Origin of the sequence: Vibrio nomapromontoriensis (assembly GCF_050337205.1) — a bacterium.
Taxonomy (GTDB): Bacteria; Pseudomonadota; Gammaproteobacteria; order Enterobacterales; family Vibrionaceae; genus Vibrio; species Vibrio nomapromontoriensis.
In genome coordinates this window covers 253,035-271,607 of the sequence record NZ_JAKJSS010000010.1, presented here as the reverse complement: position 1 = coordinate 271,607, position 18,573 = coordinate 253,035, and the positions used below count along the sequence as shown (strand labels likewise).

Sequence of the window (18,573 nt, the reverse complement as noted above, 5' to 3'; positions counted from 1 at the left end):
GCTGACACATACCATACTGTCAATGAGTAGAATGCCGACCAGACGCAATATTAGCAAGAGACAAGGATTCCGTATGACACTACACGCTATTTCCGCTCACCGCATTTTTGATGGCGAAACCATGCACTTGGATTCTGCCTTACTTTGGGAGAACCAGCGCATTATTGGTATCGTACCTAACGCCTCTGTCCCTAGCCATGCGCAGATTAGTCACTACCCGAATTCAACGGTCACCCCGGGATTTATCGACCTTCAAGTCAACGGGGGTGGCGGGGTCATGTTCAATCAGGACACTGACGCGGACGGTATTCGCACCATTTGTGACGCTCACCGAAAACATGGCACTGCGTATTTATTACCCACCCTCATCAGTGACAGCCAAGATAAAATCAATCAAGCCTTAATCGCTACCGAAGACGCACTGAATGCCAATATTACCGGTGTGATAGGCGTTCATTTAGAAGGCCCATGGCTGAGCCCCAACAAAAAAGGCGCTCATGACAGCCACCACTTCTATGACCCTAGCGTCTCGTCATTAAAAGCGCTGACTTGGCCAACTCATGGCAAGGTGCTCATCACATTGGCACCAGAAGAGGTCAACCACGAAGCCATAGAGTGGCTATCCCAGCAAGGCATTATTATATCGTGTGGGCACAGCAACGCGACTCAAAGCCAATTAAATCCAGACACATTATCTTATATCAATGGCTTTACTCACCTCTACAACGCCATGTCTCCTTTTACTGGCCGCGAGCCTGGAGTGGTCGGCAGTGCACTAATGACAGACCACGCTTGGTGCTCAATCATTACCGATGGTATTCATGTCGATCCAACGAGTGTGAAATTAGCGCAGCGAATAAAACCAAAAGGAAAGTTAGTAATAGTGACGGATGCCATGGCAACGGTGGGTAGTAGCGACGACTATTTTGTCCTAAATGACGAAGTAATTCGGGTTGTTGATAATCAGCTAGTCAATGCCAATGGCAGTTTGGCTGGGGCTCATATTGGCATGGACCAGTCCGTCGCCTATGCCATTAGTTGGGGTATTGATGAGTGCGAAGTATTCAAGATGGCATCAACCTACCCAGCTCACGCATTACAAAGTGAACAAACTCTTGGCTACCTTAAGCCTGAGTATATCGCTGCAGCAACTATCCTAGATCAACACTACCAAACCGAAGCCGTCATCGTTGACGGGAAACTCTTTACTTAACCTTCAGCTTGCAGAGCTCTTTAATTAACGCTAGCTCTGCACATTAAGCCGCTTAGGCCATACTTTTCCCCCTATGAAAATATGGCCTATTTTTTATCCCAAGTGCTCAGGTTTGACCTTTCACTTATTATCTGAAATCAGGCATAACACCCACATAAGTAAAACGATACATTCAGTAACGCGTTCGCGTCACCACTCGTTAATGTTAGTTATATCAGTTATTTACTGTAATCCAATCACAGCAGCCTATAATCAACACAAATAAACATCACTAGCACCATATTTCAGGCAAATACATTTCACAATAACACTTACATCCCGCAACATTTCCTAATGTATATTTTCATTTTTTATTGTTCTTTTAAAAATAAATTGATTTCGATTAATTTCTAAAGCAAATTAACAATCTATTATACCGGCATAACAACGAAGTAAATAAAACATACAGGAAGTAAAAATGAAATTAGCAACAACTTTAGCCTTAACATCTTTAGCATTAACGCCTATGTCATCGTACGCCGCTCACAATGTGATTAACGGTTTAGACTTTGGCCCACTAGCTCAACTCGTCGGTACTTGGAAAACAGCAGAAACAGGCGGTGTTGATATGTCTCCTGCTCAAGCTGGCACACCACAGGGTAAAGGCGCTCCAGCTGTGACTCCATTTTATGAAGTCATGACATTCGAAGTGGCCGCTGACGCTGTGAACGCTAGCAAACAAACACTTGTTGCCCTTTATTACAAGCAAGAAGTATTCAGAAAAAAAGACGATTCTAAATTCCATGACCAACGCGGTTATTTTATTTACGACCAAGAAAACCAAATTGTTTACAACTCTTTCTGTGTACCAAGAACAACGTGTGTAACAGCAGAAGGCCCTGCCGGAAATAACATGACATTAAAGATGTCAGGTCGTGGTGTTGCTGAGTCTAATTTTATGACTGAAAATGCAAGTACGACTGACTTTACAATGAATCTAAATATTGAGGGTGACAAACTCACTTACTCTCAATCTACTATGCTAAAAATCTACAGTGGTGTATTTGCTCATACTGATGCGTCTGTATTAGAGCGTGTAAAAGACTAGTCCTTATTAATTCAGACCTACTCAGGTACGTATTATACGTTTTAACGTATAGACCATTGAATTGATATATTCCCAAAGTCCCTTGCAAAGAGGGACTTTGTATTTAATCTAGCCCAAAAAACAAAGCCATATAGCACTTACCCTTTCCTCGCTACCTCTTCCTCTACGACCCGTCTACCCATTAGTATCCGTTCAATTCTAAAAGATCCACACAAAAGCAGCTTACCCCTCAATTTACCCAACTTTCGCCGCATAGAGATCGCATTAAAACTTCGAAATACGTCGCAAAGTTTGGCAATTCCCCTCCCCTTATTGTAACTAAAACCTACAACAGCCTAACCACTACCTATAGTTCATGAAATTTTTCAAGAGTCCGGCGCATGAACACCCATTTCTGGCTACCATCCAAGCAAGTCATCAGATGCCTCCATTTAGTCACGGTGCTGTGCATCCTAATAAGCCTAACAAGTGGTATTAGATTTACACTCATGACGGAAGAACAATGGCAATTTTTATCCCCTGTTCTGCTTCAAGGAGATGTCTACACGTGGCACTTTCTTTCAGCCTCATGCTTATCAATATTGTCCGCTGTCTACGCGACTTTCAAATGGAGAAGTTACCAACATCGTCGTCGTGATACTCATACACCCAGTCGCTACCATCGACTCACACGATATTATGGCATCACGGTTTTGCTCCTAACCATTTTGTCCGGTTGGCTCCACTACCTTGACACAGCTCTAATCCAAACCTCACGCCTACATTTATACTCCGCTATTGGCATTATCAGCTACTTAGTACTACATAGTTGGGTCTATGTTATTCAGCTAGGAAAAAACAGCGTTCATTGGCTACTCCCCACGCCTACTCGCGGGCTTACGCTTCGTCTCCTTAGCTTTACCACCAGTATCATTGTCCTTTCGCTGTTACTTTTCTACACCCTATTTTTCCAACCACCCTTCTATAAACTCAACGCTTTGGAAATCAACAATCAATCTTTATTTGTTGTCGATGGCGTGAAGTCTGAGACTTTTTGGGATAACTCACCCATTTTGAAAGTTCAGACCACCGGCGGCGACAATTTCCAAAATGGTCAAACAGAAATTAGCGTCCAAGCCGCCTACAACTCTGAAGAGCTGATTTTTTATTTTACTTGGCAAGACCCATCTCACAGCCTTGAACACCTCCCGCTAGTGAAAACAAATGGCCGTTGGAAGGTAAAGCAAAGCCAATTCGATACCTTTGAAGAGTCGAGATTTTACGAAGACAAGTTTGCCGTCATGTTCTCTCAATCATGCGAATATGGGGGCGATGGAAGTGTCAAGCTAGGACCAAAACCTTTGGATCATGCACCAGCCAACTGGCATGGCAAAGGCTATCACTATACAAGCGGAAATCTAAAAGATCTGTGGCACTGGAAAGCCGTCAGAACCAATCCTATGGTTCAAGCCGATGATAGCTATATCGGTCCTGCATTAGCGCCAAGGCCGGGACAAAAGCGATACACCGCAGGCTACTACAGCGATGCAAAAGAGAGCGGCGGATACACGATGAACTGGCAATGGTTCCAAACTGAGCACATCATACCCAAAAGGCTGCCTACCGCTTCCTTTTCTTCAGCACAATCCCTCACATGGTTTGGCAGCGAACCTTACACACCACAAAACGACCACTACCCCGAAGGCACACTCCTACCATCCGTCATTTTGCAATCCAATCAGTTTGAAGGCGATCGTGGCGATGTTCGTGCATTCGCGACTTGGAACGACGGAGTATGGTCGTTAGAAATGGCGCGGAAAAAACAAACAGGCTCTCAAACCGATCTTCCCTTCCACGGTACGGTGTGCATGTGGGTTGCTGCGTTTGATCAAAGTCAGATCGGCCATACTCGGCACCAAAAACCAATACAATTGGTGCTTCCGCTATGAAACTTCGAATCTTAAGCTCACTGTTATTATTCGTCTTCGTCGTAATAGGACTATTCGTATTTCCCCATCAACGACCTAGCGAACCCGCATCAACTCGATATTCTAAAATCTCACTCAACGGTTTATTTGTCTCGCCTTGGCAAGGGCCTTGGTCATGCATTTATGACCAAAAGACTAAGCTACTTTGGGAGAAAAAAACCGATGATGAAGGAGTGCATCATGCTAATTGGACCTACTCATGGTTAATCAATTCCAATCCATTTGAGTCCGACCTAAAAAGCACACAAATACCGAAAGGGACAAGCAAAATACAAGGTGCACCCAATAAGGGGGATTGCCACTTAGTTGGACAGCAATGTGATACCCAAGATTTAGTCGATGCCACCAATAACGAACAATTATGTGGCGCGACACGATGGCGACTCCCTACCTATCACGAACTCAATTCCATTAGGACCTCCCGCCATAGAATAGGAACGGCAACGATCGATACTGATTTCTTTCCTTTCATCCTATCTGGGGATTACTGGAGTGCAACTAAGGAACCAAAGCTAGACGCTATTTATTCCCGCCATGGCAAAGGTGCGAGAAGCGTCAACTTCTTTAATAATAACGACTTACGACTGCCATACCAAAATGCGGCTTTCGTCATATTAGTCTCTGACGATATCTCGCACTTAACGATCACCGATTAGCGATCACCTATTAACTGTTCACTAATAACTAATAACTATTCACCTAAACAACCAACACGCTCAGTTAGCTAAAAACAATAAGGAAACGACAATGAAGGGTCTATTTTACCTTGCTACTATTATCATATTCACCCTCTCCTCCTCAGCCAACGCGGAGGCGATCTACCACCGACTCATTTGGGATAACTCCCCTCAATTTGAAGCCACAATTGGCTACACACCCACCACCAACGCCGAGTACTATGTTACTTATGGATTTTCGCCCAATGAACAGAATTGGCAGTCAAAGTCTCCTCATACCTCTACAACCTTCGACAACACGCTAAAAAGCGAATTTGTCACCCTATCTTCACTGCCCGCCAACTCTCCCGTTTACTATCGTGTCTGTTCAAGCAGTGGCTGTGGTGAAAGGTTGTGGTTCAAAACCGCCCCTACCGATAACAGCCCTTATACGGCGATAGCGGGAGGAGACACTCGAACAGGTTGGACGACAAGACGCAAAGGCAACCAGCTCGTTGCCAAAATAAGACCTCTGTTTATTATGCATGGTGGCGATTACACCAATGCCAACACCGCTAGCGAAATGTCTGAGTATTTGTTGGATTGGCAGCTAACCTTTTCAAATGATGTTATCGAAGGCACGGCTTACAAACGCATCTACCCATTTATTGCCACTCATGGTAATCACGAAGATCGCAATTACAACACGTTATGTCAGGTATTTGGCGTAGATTATAATAGTGATAATCACTGTGATGCCAAAGACACGTTCGGCGCATTTAATATCTCGCCATTGCTACGGGTCTACACGCTCAATAGTCAATTTAAAAATAGTGGCTGGTCTAGCTATGCCAACAGCATGAACCAGTGGCTTTCACAAGACTTATCGACAAATGCCAGCTCAGCAAAATGGAGAATGGCGCAGTACCACAAACCCATGTATCCCCATTACACTGGAAAGTCAGACAACACAATTCTGGTGAGTTGGTGGGCACAGCTTTTCTACAATCATGGGATTAACCTTGTGGTTGAGTCTGACACTCATATCAATAAAATCACACAAGCGCTCAAGCCTTCAGGCAGTGGCTTTACTAGCACGACAACGGGTGGGACAGTCTATGTTGGTGAAGGTAGTTGGGGTGCACCTGCTCGTTCCGCCAATGATCCTAAAAGTTGGACAATCGATCTAGCCAGCATCCAGCAGTTTAAAGTTATCAGTGTCACGCAAGAAAAACTCACGGTTCGCACCGCACAATTTAGCTCAAGCGCAGAGACACTAACGAAATCACAGCGAGACCTCGACCCATTAATGCTGCCCGGAAGTATTCAGTGGTGGTCAGCCAGTGAAATAGGAGACTCCCTTGTTCTAAGCAAAGCAAACAACGGACTCAGCATTATAGATTCTGGTAATGGCGGCCCAGTTGATCCCCCAACATCCAAGGAAATAGCCATCGGCGAAACCAAGTCTGGGCTAGCGGGTTCATCGTCTGCGGAGATTCACTTCTCTATCCCAGTGCCAGCAGGAACCAAAAACCTGTCTATTTCTACCAGTGGCGGTTCTGGCGACGTCGATCTTTATGTTAACCCGGGTCAAAAAGCCAGCTCAACTCGCTATGATTGCCGCCCTTATAAAAGCGGTAACTCAGAGTCATGTCAATACACTACTCCAACGTCCGATACTTACTTTGTCATGTTAAAAGGTTACTCAAGCTTCTCTTCTGTCACGCTTAAAGTGACGGGTGAAGTCGATGGCAATACTGGTGGGGGAAATGGTGGCGGTAGTGGTGGTGGAAACGGAGGTGGTACTTGCGACGTTACCGGTATTAATATCTATCCAAATTGGCCACAACTAGACTGGCAAGGCAACCCGAGTCACGCAAGCAGTGGTGATAAAATGGTTTATCAAGGCAGTGTCTACCAAGCCAAATACTGGACTCAAACCATACCCGGCAGCGACAACAGCTGGAGTACAGTTTGCCAATAAAATAGGCGTAAGACCCATCAGATGCATTCGTTGATGGGTCTTTATTGGTTAGGGGCCTTATTATTCTTTTACTGTGAATCTGTTTTCTTCAACTCACAAACTAAAAAGTGAGCTCGATGAAAAAAGACAATGCTCATTTAATACTGAGCATTGTCAACGATAGGCATACCGCTACGAGTAAGTATTTCGTTACAAGGTTTTCATATACTCCACTAACGTTTGCTTTTCTTGAACGGACAGTTGCGTGCCATACACATGGCCCTGATTATTATTACCCAACAAAGACGTATCAAGCATTGAAGAGTGCTCCGTTTCTTCATTGACGAAACCCACGTTAACAGGATCAAGTTCGCGACTTCCTACGTAGAATGTTTTTAAACGTTCTTTTGGCGGCGTAAGCAACTCCATCAAGCTCAATACTGACCCATTATGTAGATACGGAGCCGTTGCCCAAATACCATTAAGTGGCCGTGCTTTATACACCTGTCCTGTTAGGACTTCTTCGTCAACTGGACTCTGTTTTTTGGACTCAAAAAACTGGGTTATTTGACTGTCTATATCTTTGGCTAGCGCCTTGCCTTTCACCAACTTAATCGTGAGCTCAAGCGCTTGAGAACATTTGGTTGAACCAGCTCGATACGCCTCACACCTTTTATACACCTTAATGAGCTCACCATAAGCATCTTTGAGAGCCGCAAACTCAGCGACCACTTCTGCTTGCTGGAGTGCTTTATCTTTATCAGATACGTTGATTCCGTTGTTCTCATTAGCCGCTAACTTGCCTCCCATATACTGTACGAATGCGGCTCGTGCGGCATCTTCAAGTTGATCGATAGCACTACCAACCACAGAATTAACCAACGGATTAAGACCAAGAGTGGTATACCCTATCGTTGGCCCCGCCACGATTGCTTCTTTACGACCTTGGTAGTTATCAGCGTTTCTCAACGCCACTAAGTTTAAGATCTCTTGAGAGTCGGTTTGTATTTCCGAAAGCGGCGTTAATACGGCTTGGTAATTTTGCCCTTCGTCAGCACGCGCAACAGTAGTGTGACAACTTGCACATTCTTTATCATACAGAGCTTTCCCTGCTTGGCTTTTGTCTGTATCAATCTGGAATGCCGCTAACTTAGCTTCACTCGGCCATTGTGGGGATCTCAGCTGCGCAACGCGAGCTTCTAATAGGCCCAATCCGTTAAAGTCTATCGAGCTACTATAACCAAGCCCATGGCTCTGGCTATTGATATCGATTTTTCCATAAACCCCCAGTACCTCACCACCATTTCGAATCAAAGCTCCAATACTTAACGGCCCGTTAGGCGCAAATCCCGTCCACTGAACATAATCAGACTGATGCGTTCCCCAGATAAAAGGATAACTGACGGGCGCATTTGCTGGCCGTGCATTTGTGGGTTCAGAAGTAAACACACTCAAGACTTGATTAAAGATCGCGCCAATTGCATCTAACCTCCCGTAACCATAGGGCACTTGTTGAACGCTAGAAATATTGATCATGTTACGATTACTCAATACGACAATTTGTTCCTGCAACGCCTGCTTTAATGCCGCTTGTTCGGAGCTTGATGTATTCTTGTCTAGCAACATGTTGTCAGCAAAGCGGGAAAATTTTTCAGGATCAGCCAACGTTGCGGTTAGTGCAGACACCAAATCGACATTAAATGTCTGAAAATCCGCCATTGTCGGCCCACCATCAATTCGCATTCGCAAATCTTGGTAGGTAACTTCCGTTGTATGACAAGCTGCACAGGTTAACCCCACCCACGCTTTTCCATCGCTACCCACATCTTTTGCAAAGCCAACACTTAAACCATCCGGATTCAGTTCGCTTGCCTCACTCGCGATATAACCATACTGTTGAATATTGGCATCACTGCGAAAAAGCTCCACGCTGTCACTCTGCTCTAAGTGTAAGTACCACTTATATGGAAGGATCTGGGAGCCTTGGGTGGTATAGTAAAATTCTTGCTGCGATGCTAGTGTCCACCCTTGCTGCAAATTCACAGCACCGTTAACACTATCCGCGACAGGTTCAGGATAAACGAGTTCTGATCCCGTTTGATACGGAATCAAATCGAGTAGACCCTTTGCCTCCATCGCCAGTATCCTTTCTCCTATCAAGCTACTGTCTATTTTTTGCTGTTCTATAGTATCCGCGGCATGGGTACTGTCAGCTACTAAACCAATCAAAACCGCAATCAACAAACTAAAATTGCACATTTTCATAATCTTACCTATCTCAGTTAGTTAAAAGGGTTAAACCGTTTCCGACTGTTTTAGCGCAACCCTTAGCGAAGGTTTTTTCTGCAGTCGCGTATTAAGCTCGTCCTCTGTGCTATACCGCTTTACCGCGCCTTTCCATGTTTCTAAGACCGGAATGTTCCGCATCCCTTTGGCAGAGAACCCATCTTGTTCATTAACATTCATGTGGTTTGATTGTTGACTCATGGTCATTCCCTTATCGGCTGCTGCTTTTTTTGAAACTATCTTCAAAAACTAATACAAGAGGAATGAAAGGGTTATTACAGCTCATTACAACAACAGATAACTCAACAAAGCAGAACAAAAGCATACACTTCCCTTCAATCGCCTGTTTTAACTCGAAATACGAGGCGTATCTCAACATCACAGACAAAGCCTCTACTAGATTTTTATTATCAATTAATTGCAATCAAACAGCGCTAACCCTTTACTATCTGTAAGATCCCCCTAAAATGGGCAAAAAATTTAACACTGAGGTTTTCATTCATGTCCATTCAATGGTTTCCGGGCCACATGCACAAGGCACTTAAAGAAATTGAGGAAGTGATTCCGCAAGTCGATGTCATCATCGAAGTCCTTGATGCTCGTATCCCTTTTAGTAGTGAGAACCCAACGATCGCGAGCCTACGTGGCGATAAGCCCGTCGTTAAAGTGTTGAACAAACGTGACTTAGCCGATCCAGAAAAAACTGAGTTGTGGATTGCACACTTAGAAAAAGAGCAAGGCGTGAAAGCCATTGCGATTACCACCAGCAATCAGCACGAAGTGCAGCAGATTCTTGAGCTTTGTCGAAAGCTGGCTCCAAATCGCGAAGCGATTGGTAAAAACATTCGTACCATGATCATGGGTATCCCTAACGTGGGTAAATCCACCATCATTAATAGCCTTGCGGGTCGCACTATCGCCGTTACTGGTAACCAGCCTGCGGTTACTCGCCGCCAGCAACGAATCAACCTGCAAAATGGGGTCGTGCTGTCTGATACCCCAGGAGTACTGTGGCCAAAAGTGGAAAACCCGCACAGTGGATTCCGCCTTGCGGCTACCGGTGCAGTAAAAGATACCGCGATTGAATACGATGAAGTGGCCTTTTATACGGTTGAATACCTTGCGCAGTACTATGCAGAGCGACTTAAAGAGCGCTACCAAATTGATGAAGAGCTACCAGAATCTGACCTAGAACTCATGGAGCTGATTGGTAAGAAGCGTGGTGCGCTGCAATCCGGTGGTCGTGTCAATCTTCACAAAGCTTCTGAGATTTTGTTGCATGAGCTACGCAGTGGAACGCTTGGACAAATTACGCTTGAGCTGCCTGAAATGATCACCAAAGAGTTGATTGAAGTCGAGATTGAAGAAGCTCGTAAGACAGAAGCGAAAATTAAGAAAAAAGAAGAACGCCGTAAGCGCTATTTGAAGAATAAGCGCTAGTTATTACCACTATCCGCTCAAAAGTCACTCAATAAAACGCTCTCTTTAATGAGAGCGTTTTTTTTATTCGCCAACCCTGCCTCTCGAGACAGATCCGCGCCTTTAGGTAACGCACTACCTCTAAATCATACCACTAGAATATCGGTGACATTGTCACCTTTGCATTTACTAACAATGTCCAGCCTAATCCCATATAAAAGAGATTAATTGCTAGCACGGTTATACTTTGCCAGTTTTCATGCGCTAGTGGTTCTGCGCCGTTGTCTTTTGTTTGAACGACAAAACGGCGTTGGACACTTAGCGCTAAAATAGAGACCAACAGCAAAGATAAAAAACTGCCCACAAAGCTGGCAATTAACAATAGGTTTGCAATGGATTGTTCGAACCACATAGCGGTATAGAGAAATATAAGGCTAGTACTTAGACATGGCCGAAGCGCCACAACCAGCATTACCCCATAGGATGACGAAATATTGGACGCTCTGCTAGTAAATAGCATGGACGGTTCAATCTGCTTTACTTGATCGCTTTGCCTCAACAAAAATACCACTCGTTTAAATACACCAACTAGCCCGATTGCGAGCATACCTGCACCAACCCACTGATTAAGATTGCCCACTAACGTTATAGTGTCTTTAAACCCTAAGACTAAAACCCACTGCAAGGCAGATGCCACCAGCCAAGTACTAAGACCCTGCACGACATTGATTACCAAAGCAAAACCAGCTACCCGGCGTAACGTCGGTTTAGAGGTGTGCATAGCAATAAGCAATACCGACTTACCATGACCAGGACCCAGTGAGTGGACAAAACCGTAGCCACAAACCGCAAGAACCACCAGCCATTGTGAGCCGCTCCACCCACTTACGCTGAACAATTGCCCCCCTTCTTCTGGCTGATTCACCTCAAGGGCGTCAGTGAGGTGCTCTAACAACGTCCGTTGCAGCGATAGAAAATTCCAACGAAGGTAAACCCAGTTCTCAGCAATCCAATACAGTCCACCTATCAGCAACACGCTTAAAAGCACTATCGTGCAACCAAGCTTAATTCGATGTCGATTATTTACCACAATAGATACTCACCGTTTGGCTAAAATGCTGGCCCAGCTCCACATCTTCTTCGCTGTCTCTTGCGAGCGACATGGCGTAATTTTGAATGTCTTGCGATGGCGAGGGTTGTGCTAAGCCAATGTGGCATTGCGAAGATACTGCCGAACTCAGCTTAACCGATTGCGCTGATTTCCACGCGATATCAATGAAATACGTATTGTCATAGGTCTGAATGGCCAAACTTTGGTTCGAGAGTTCAACTGATTTGGATAGCGGCAACAAAAATACTAGTACCATTCGCTTGCCACGTTTTGTTAAGGAGTACGATGTGGGTATTCGAAATTTAAGCGGTGTTCCATTCAAGTACAAATAGGTAAAATAATGAGTATTGAGCAAATTCGACATTAAACGCCGCGCTTCTTGTGATGCACGCTCCTCACTCTCGAAGATAGAAAAGTCGCCATCCAACGCATAGGCACTGGTGAATGGGTCAAACACCCACTCCATTTCAAGACTCTCCATCTTAGTTCCTTCACCATGAATGGTTAGGGTATGACTTATCCAAGAGTGAGGGTGAGCATAGCAAACGGATGACAGTAACAGCGCAGCCATCAGCAGCGTTACGAATGTCATGATTCTACTTTTTGTCATCACAATGTCTTCGTAGCTATGAAGCATGCTGATCCGCCTGCTCCTCATTACGACGCAACCAATGCTCTGAAGACACATCATCAAACGTAGCAATCAACATCGCGAACGAATCTTGCTCTTTGTCTGCTATCGATTGTGCTAATGGCAAATCAACACGCATTGGATCAACTGGGCGGTTACGCACTAGCACCTCAAAATGAAGATGTGCGCCAGTAAGACGACCAGAAGCACCAGACAAAGCGACCTTTTGGCCTCGCTTAACAAATTCACCCGGTTTTACCAAAAATCGACTTAAATGCAGATAGCGCGTTTTATAGATACTATTGTGTTCTATCACTAAGTATTTTCCTGCGTAAGGATGCTCTTTTAACGCCAGCACTTTTCCATCTCCTATGGAATATATTGGCGTACCAACCGGAGTGGCAAAATCAGTACCGTTGTGAGGAGTTATCCTTCCCGTGACTGGGTGTTTTCTGTGGCGATTAAAAGGCGATGTAATTCTGCGATATTCTTTAGCAATGGGGTATCGGTTAAAAGCCTGCTCTAAACTGTTGCCATCACGATCATAAAATCGTCCATCTTCAGCTAAAAAAGCCGACACAACGCCCCTCGCTAAATAAAAGCGTACACCTTGTATCTCCGCGTTTCCGGTTGAATGCGAACCTAGGTACTGTTCATTCACCAATACTTCAAATCGGTCGCCATGTCGTAAATCCCGAGCAAAGTTAATTTTCTCTGCCATGACACGGTTGATAATGGCGATTTGGCGAGAGCTCAACCCTTGCTTATTGGCAGATACAGAGAAACTTCCAACAATTTCGCCTATGTACATACGCGGCTTCCACTGCCCCTGCTCTTCTATGAAGTCATAATGAAACAGTGTCTGGTTTGGTTCTTCATCATTGTTGATACGAGAATAGACTGATCGTTCAACAAGGCTATGGTGATAAGTCAGTGCGATGAGCTGACTTGTTGACCTATCGACAACAAACTCTAAGCGCTTCTTTGGCACAAGATTATCGAGCTTTAAACCTGAGATATCCGCCGACAGCAGTTCAGGTATCGTTGCGAGCGGCAGGGACAGCGTTTCGAAAATCGTACTTAACGAGTCGCCGGATTGAATAAGGTAATGGATACGTTCAACATTGGCCATGTTGAGCTCGGATGCCGATTCAAGATCTGAATCAAGCAAAAGCTTGGTGTCAAACGCGGTGACTTTTACGATGTAGTTGTCGTTCTGCGAGTAAGTCGCGAGTGAGAAGGCATCTGCAATAAAGGAGCGACCACTGGTAAGTATCATGCCAACAAGAATAACAATGAAACAAATTAGGCTAATGGCCAAAGGAAAGGGTCTGTACAACATAGGTAATGAGCGAATCACGTAAATTTGTTACGTTATAACATAACAATACAAGAAAGAACAATCAAAGTGCGTACTTTAACGACATGCTCATTTCTAGTCGTTTCTAAGATGTTCTATGGTTCTATGGTTCTATGGTTCTATGGTAAAGAATACATAGAGAGAGAAAGAGAGAAAGAAAGAAACAAAGAAATAAACTAATAAAGCAGTCGTCTTTTATTGACAGACAAAGGGTAAGTCCGATTTCAGGCACAAAAAACCGCACGGCATAATGAAGTGACTTCATTTAGGTAGTTAGACCTAGCACGTGCGGTTGTTTTTAAGGCGCTAAACGGAAACGTTAAAACATTCAATTCGTCTCTGTTTGTTATTGCCCGTTTATCGAATGATGGTTATGGCACACCATGACCTTTAGACGCAACCCAAACTCGGTACCATTGTTCGCGAGTAAGTTCGATGTCCATCGCTTCGACAGCCGCTTGAACACGGTCAATTTTCCCTGAACCGATAATTGGTAATGGATTTGAAGGTAAACGTCTAACCCAGGCAAAGATAACTTGGTCGATACTACTTGCGCCCACTTCTTGACGAATCGCTTCAAGTTCACCGCGTACACGTTGCGCTTGATCTGACTGCCCAGAGAATATTTCGCCACCTGCAAGCGTAGACCATGCCATTGGAGAAACACGTAGCTGTTGCAACTGATCCAGCGTGCCGTCGTGAGCAACGTCAAAATTCAACGGATTAATTTCCACTTGGTTTGTGACTAGTGGCTTACTTAGACGGGATTGAAGTAGATCAAATTGACGAGGAGAGAAGTTCGAGACACCAAAATGCTTCACCTTGCCGACTTTATGCAGCTCGGTAAACGCTTCTGCCACTTCATCAGCGTCCATCAACACATCCGGACGGTGTATCAATAACACGTCAATTTCATTAATCCCAAGTCGCTGCAATGAATTATCTACAGACTGGTAGATGTGTTTTGCACTGGTGTCATAATGATTAATCTTGCGATCAGCGAATTTTTCGCTGCATAGATTAATATCACATTTAGTAATGATTTGAATCTCATCCCTGATCTGGCTATCTAACGCTAACGCTTCACCAAACAACTGCTCACATTCATAGTTACCATAAATGTCTGCGTGATCAACGGTCGTCACGCCTAGTGCGATATGCTGTTTGAGAAAGGTCAATCGTTCCTGAGGGGTCATTCCCCAATCGGCTAGTCGCCAATACCCTTGAACCAACTGTGATAATTCTGGCCCACTTGGCGCGGTGGTGACTTTCGAAACTGCTTTTGAATCCGATGCTGAAACCACTGTTGAAACCATAGGTTTACTCCTTATATTAGCCTAGCGATATCCTAAGCTTGTTTCACCTCACCCTCAATGGCTAATTACCGCATTTGGTGGATAGCACCCTCATTTATCCCATAGCTCGCCCCAAAACCACATCTAAAAAGGTAAAAAATCATCAACACAACCAAAGCAACCTCACCCCCCACGCAAAAGACTTGCGCCTGACGCACTCAGCCACCCGCAACGCCTCAAACTTATAACCCCAAAGAGTTATTTTTATCATTCACAGAAGTAATACAAAAAACTAAATTAAAAACCATGCAGTTATAACGAGAAACATCCAGTTAACATCAATCTTATTTTCTGCCAGTTACCCCCTACCAACTATTGACAAACATAATAGTTAGAAAATCATCGGTCCAATTTATGTGACCTAGATTAAACACCTGTTTGAAAGAAATATTTTACACTTAACTCAAATGGCACGCAGATGAATTCGCGAGCTGGAATACAAGAAAAATATACAAAACTGAAATACTAGCAATATGTAAACCTGTCCCCCAACAGTGGTATTTAAAAATAGAATTTATTTTTAAATGGGGTAATAAACTCCCAAAATGGATAACAATAAAAAGGAAATAACTATGAAAGGTCTATTTAAACTTTCGACACTTGCAATCAGTGTATTTGCCGCTTCGCAAGCTGGTGCGATTGAGCTTTATAATAACGAAGGAACCGTTGTTAATATGACAGGTGCTATTGCTGCACAAGTCAGTAAATACGACTACGATGAATCAACGATCATTGGTAACCCCGCAGGTCTCGACTACAACAGCGACGCGACCCATATTGAAGACCCAGGCTCTTATTTTGGTTTTGATGTAACGCACACTATCGGTAAATGGTCAGCACTGGCACGTTTAGAGTGGGATGTGAACTTTGGTACCAAAACGGACATCAATGCTGATTTCACGGAACAAGAAGCCCTTAGCGACCGAATCACTTACGCAGGCTTTCGTCATGAAGACTTTGGTAGTGTTACCATTGGTCGCCAAGAAAGCCCATACATGAAGACAGATAAAGGTTACTACGCCTACTGGGCAGGCGGTTTAAATATGATGCAATCCGATGAACTAGGCAGCCGCCGCTCACCAAACACGATTGTATGGCAACACGATTTTGACAACTTGTACGTGGGTCTTCAATACCAAGCGAAACGTTCTGTAGACAACATTAAGTTTGGTAATGGATTGAACTTTGGTTCTTTCTTGGTTGGTGGTGAGTTCGACGGTACTAAGTTGAAATACGGGCCTGCAATCCAAATTGATGATGGATTCGGTGCTGCAGTAACTTATACATTTGACACTGCAACTTACGTGGCCGTTTCTTACAACCAAGCGAATGGTATCAACGGTAAAATGTACGACTACCTATCAGAAGGTGATTATGGTGTAACGCAATCAGGAAATATCACTGCAACAGACGCAGACATTAAGCAATATGCTATCGCTATTGAACAGCACCTAATGGACGGTGCTTTATCGTTATCAGCTCGATTTGAGCAATTCGAAGCTAAAGATGGTCTTAACGCGTTTGACAGTAGCACACATAACTTCGGCCTAGGTGCCAACCTATATGTATCTGAGAGTGTACGTATTTATGGTGGATATGAAATGGCCAAGGAAACGGATAATAAAACAGATTCAACTACTTCAGAAGTCTCAATGTTTAATATTGGTACAGCGTGGGCGCCAGTACCATGGGGTGAAGTGTACCTAGAGAGCTACACTGATGATCTTAAGCTAAACAAAGCAGCTAACTATACGACCGGTGAAATTGGTGCAGAGTCAAAAGGCACACACTTCTTCCTAGGCGCAGCGGTATTCTTCTAAGCCTAATCTAGATAAAACGTATCGACCATTCCAGCCCTTAAGTTCCCTTAAGGGCTTTTTTTACATCTCTCCAACAACACTAAATCGTCATTTCTATTAAAGTTCCATCAACTATTTTGCTCACAAATCAAACAAGCTGCCCCATCAATTAAACTTATTAATACAACACCTCAATTACACCCTGATAATCGAATGCATAAAAACTTATAAAAAAACAAACTGTGATAACCCTCATGAATGCAATGGCATTTTATTAATAGACTGCTTGTGATTATTACTGGTTATTAAGACGATTGGTCATATTAACAAATATTATACATATCAATAATCGAAGTATTACCTAATTAATAAAGTAGTCGCTAGTGTTTTAAACAAACACTCGCTTTTAATTACCTAATATAAGTACAAAAATATGAAGCATTTAAATTTTTCGCACGCCCTTTCCCTGCTAACTTTGGCAACTTTTTCTTCCACTGCAGTAGAGCTCTACAGTGATGACAACACAGAGCTGACGATGTACGGCGCTATTGCTGCCCACCTAAGTAGTTATCATTATGACCCAGAATCTCCTATGGGGAGTGGCAGCGCCATTGGTTACGAATCGGGTAACCTCTATATCGAGGATCCCGGCTCTTGGATTGGATTCGACGTCACCCATACCCTCGGAGATTATCGCGCCATTGTTAAACTTGAATACGATGTCAACTTTGGCACTCAATCCGATGAATCCGATGTCGCTTTAGCCCAGCGACAAACCTATGTAGGCTTTGGCCATACGACCTATGGCGACATTACGATTGGTCGCCAAGAAAGCCCCTATGTAAAATCCGACGTCGGTTACTACGCCTATTTTGCAGGCGGATTAAACATGATGCAGTCAGACCAGCTGGGCAGTCGTCGAACTAAAAACACCCTGATATGGAAAAAAGAAACCGATAACTTCTATATTGGGCTGCAATATCAAGCCAAGCGGTCCGAAGACCACATTGGATTTGGTAACCGTTTGAACTTTGGTGCATTTCTACCGGCAGTGAGTGACGAAATCACCATCGATAGTGGTTTTGGCGCGGCCACTAGTTACACTACATCCTTTGGTACTTATTTTGTCGCAGCCTATAACCAAGCCAATGATATCTCAGGAAAAGTGATTGATTTACTCGGCGATGCAGACCAAGAGATCACCCTAAGTAATGCCAATATCAAACAGTTGGCACTTGGCGTAGAGCACCACTTTTTAGACGGCGGCGCTTCCCTGTCTGCTAGATTTGAACGATTTGAAGCTCGCAACGGCACCGGTGGGACCGACTTAAATACCACCACCGACAACTTTGGTCTAGGCGCAAACCTATATCTTTCAGAATCTGTGCGCATTTATGGCGGATACGAATTTGGTATTGAGCGAGACAACAACACCAATGCCGTTGCTACCAAAACATCCATGTTTAACCTTGGCACCGCATGGGCGCCTGTTCCTTGGGGAGAGGTCTACCTAGAGTCATACTCTGATGCTGTCACGTTAAACAACTCAACCAATTGGGTAACAGGTGGGATTCATGACTACTATGGCAGGAACACTCACTTCTTCCTTGGCGCGGCAGTATTTTTCTAACTAAGGACAGCCTAAACAGCTAACTCCAAACAACTGATTCCAAACAACTGATTCCAAACAAAGAAGCCCAACTAAACATGGAAACAAGAGGCCATT

At 44.1% G+C, this 18,573-nt stretch carries 14 protein-coding genes; 8 read left to right on the top strand and 6 right to left on the bottom strand.

The genetic code is table 11. The features are described from left to right. Positions 1-73: 73 nt before the first annotated feature. The 5 genes from nagA (at position 74) to L4D05_RS14195 (ending at position 6,907) form a co-directional block, all read left to right on the top strand. Positions 74-1,213: an N-acetylglucosamine-6-phosphate deacetylase gene (gene nagA / locus L4D05_RS14215; protein ID WP_428794409.1), complete on the top strand. Its 1,140-nt coding sequence runs from the start codon at positions 74-76 to the stop codon at positions 1,211-1,213. 457 nt (positions 1,214-1,670) lie between these two features. Beyond that, entirely contained in the window at positions 1,671-2,300 is a 630-nt protein-coding gene (locus tag L4D05_RS14210; RefSeq protein ID WP_428754408.1) for a heme-binding beta-barrel domain-containing protein, read from the top strand. A gap of 488 nt (positions 2,301-2,788) precedes the next feature. Next, positions 2,789-4,228, top strand: coding sequence for an ethylbenzene dehydrogenase-related protein (locus tag L4D05_RS14205; RefSeq protein WP_428754409.1), 1,440 nt, complete (start codon positions 2,789-2,791; stop codon positions 4,226-4,228). After that, on the top strand, positions 4,225-4,923 hold the full coding sequence (locus tag L4D05_RS14200; RefSeq protein ID WP_428794408.1) for an Lcl C-terminal domain-containing protein: 699 nt from the start codon (positions 4,225-4,227) through the stop codon (positions 4,921-4,923). Before L4D05_RS14205 ends, L4D05_RS14200 begins: the two co-directional genes overlap by 4 nt. A 91-nt stretch (positions 4,924-5,014) precedes the next feature. Beyond that, entirely contained in the window at positions 5,015-6,907 is a 1,893-nt protein-coding gene (locus L4D05_RS14195; protein ID WP_428794407.1) for a cellulose-binding domain-containing protein, read from the top strand. Positions 6,908-7,096: 189 nt separating this feature from the next. Here the strand turns inward: L4D05_RS14195 and L4D05_RS14190 are convergent, their stop codons facing one another. Together L4D05_RS14190 and L4D05_RS14185 are read right to left on the bottom strand one after the other, a co-directional pair. After that, positions 7,097-9,151, bottom strand: coding sequence for a di-heme-cytochrome C peroxidase (locus tag L4D05_RS14190; RefSeq protein WP_428794406.1), 2,055 nt, complete (start codon positions 9,149-9,151; stop codon positions 7,097-7,099). Between the two features lie 30 nt (positions 9,152-9,181). Continuing rightward, positions 9,182-9,373, bottom strand: coding sequence for a hypothetical protein (locus L4D05_RS14185; RefSeq protein WP_428794405.1), 192 nt, complete (start codon positions 9,371-9,373; stop codon positions 9,182-9,184). Between the two features lie 300 nt (positions 9,374-9,673). On the opposite strand from L4D05_RS14185, the gene ylqF reads away from it, so the two are divergent. Further along, on the top strand, positions 9,674-10,612 hold the full coding sequence (ylqF, locus tag L4D05_RS14180) for a ribosome biogenesis GTPase YlqF (RefSeq protein ID WP_428752254.1): 939 nt from the start codon (positions 9,674-9,676) through the stop codon (positions 10,610-10,612). Between the two features lie 133 nt (positions 10,613-10,745). Here the strand turns inward: ylqF and L4D05_RS14175 are convergent, their stop codons facing one another. The 4 genes from L4D05_RS14175 to L4D05_RS14160 form a co-directional block, all read right to left on the bottom strand. Next, complete coding sequence (locus L4D05_RS14175) at positions 10,746-11,681, bottom strand: hypothetical protein (RefSeq protein ID WP_428794404.1); 936 nt, start codon at positions 11,679-11,681, stop codon at positions 10,746-10,748. After that, positions 11,671-12,312: a DUF1007 family protein gene (locus tag L4D05_RS14170; protein ID WP_428794403.1), complete on the bottom strand. Its 642-nt coding sequence runs from the start codon at positions 12,310-12,312 to the stop codon at positions 11,671-11,673. Before L4D05_RS14170 ends, L4D05_RS14175 begins: the two co-directional genes overlap by 11 nt. Positions 12,313-12,328: 16 nt before the next feature. After that, positions 12,329-13,612, bottom strand: coding sequence for a peptidoglycan DD-metalloendopeptidase family protein (locus tag L4D05_RS14165; RefSeq protein ID WP_428794469.1), 1,284 nt, complete (start codon positions 13,610-13,612; stop codon positions 12,329-12,331). Positions 13,613-14,064: 452 nt separating this feature from the next. Beyond that, entirely contained in the window at positions 14,065-15,009 is a 945-nt protein-coding gene (locus L4D05_RS14160; RefSeq protein ID WP_428752251.1) for an aldo/keto reductase, read from the bottom strand. 611 nt (positions 15,010-15,620) lie between these two features. Between L4D05_RS14160 and L4D05_RS14155 the strand changes: the two genes are divergently transcribed. Together L4D05_RS14155 and L4D05_RS14150 are read left to right on the top strand one after the other, a co-directional pair. After that, the gene (locus L4D05_RS14155; protein ID WP_428752250.1) at positions 15,621-16,868 is read left to right on the top strand and encodes a porin; all 1,248 of its coding nucleotides are present in this window, start codon (positions 15,621-15,623) and stop codon (positions 16,866-16,868) included. Between the two features lie 412 nt (positions 16,869-17,280). Then, a complete protein-coding gene (locus L4D05_RS14150; protein ID WP_428794402.1) occupies positions 17,281-18,477 on the top strand; it encodes a porin in 1,197 nt (398 codons plus the stop codon). The last annotated feature ends 96 nt before the right edge of the window (positions 18,478-18,573 follow it).

Excerpts from the sequence above, each read along its gene's own strand:
- nagA (WP_428794409.1), top strand. The coding sequence starts at position 74 with ATGACACTACACGCTATTTCCGCTCACCGCATTTTTGATGGCGAAACC.
- L4D05_RS14210 (WP_428754408.1), top strand. The coding sequence starts at position 1,671 with ATGAAATTAGCAACAACTTTAGCCTTAACATCTTTAGCATTAACGCCT.
- L4D05_RS14205 (WP_428754409.1), top strand. The coding sequence starts at position 2,789 with ATGACGGAAGAACAATGGCAATTTTTATCCCCTGTTCTGCTTCAAGGA.
- L4D05_RS14200 (WP_428794408.1), top strand. The coding sequence starts at position 4,225 with ATGAAACTTCGAATCTTAAGCTCACTGTTATTATTCGTCTTCGTCGTA.
- L4D05_RS14195 (WP_428794407.1), top strand. The coding sequence starts at position 5,015 with ATGAAGGGTCTATTTTACCTTGCTACTATTATCATATTCACCCTCTCC.
- L4D05_RS14190 (WP_428794406.1), bottom strand. The coding sequence starts at position 9,151 with ATGAAAATGTGCAATTTTAGTTTGTTGATTGCGGTTTTGATTGGTTTA.
- L4D05_RS14185 (WP_428794405.1), bottom strand. The coding sequence starts at position 9,373 with ATGAGTCAACAATCAAACCACATGAATGTTAATGAACAAGATGGGTTC.
- ylqF (WP_428752254.1), top strand. The coding sequence starts at position 9,674 with ATGTCCATTCAATGGTTTCCGGGCCACATGCACAAGGCACTTAAAGAA.
- L4D05_RS14170 (WP_428794403.1), bottom strand. The coding sequence starts at position 12,312 with ATGACAAAAAGTAGAATCATGACATTCGTAACGCTGCTGATGGCTGCG.
- L4D05_RS14165 (WP_428794469.1), bottom strand. The coding sequence starts at position 13,612 with ATGATACTTACCAGTGGTCGCTCCTTTATTGCAGATGCCTTCTCACTC.
- L4D05_RS14160 (WP_428752251.1), bottom strand. The coding sequence starts at position 15,009 with ATGGTTTCAACAGTGGTTTCAGCATCGGATTCAAAAGCAGTTTCGAAA.
- L4D05_RS14155 (WP_428752250.1), top strand. The coding sequence starts at position 15,621 with ATGAAAGGTCTATTTAAACTTTCGACACTTGCAATCAGTGTATTTGCC.
- L4D05_RS14150 (WP_428794402.1), top strand. The coding sequence starts at position 17,281 with ATGAAGCATTTAAATTTTTCGCACGCCCTTTCCCTGCTAACTTTGGCA.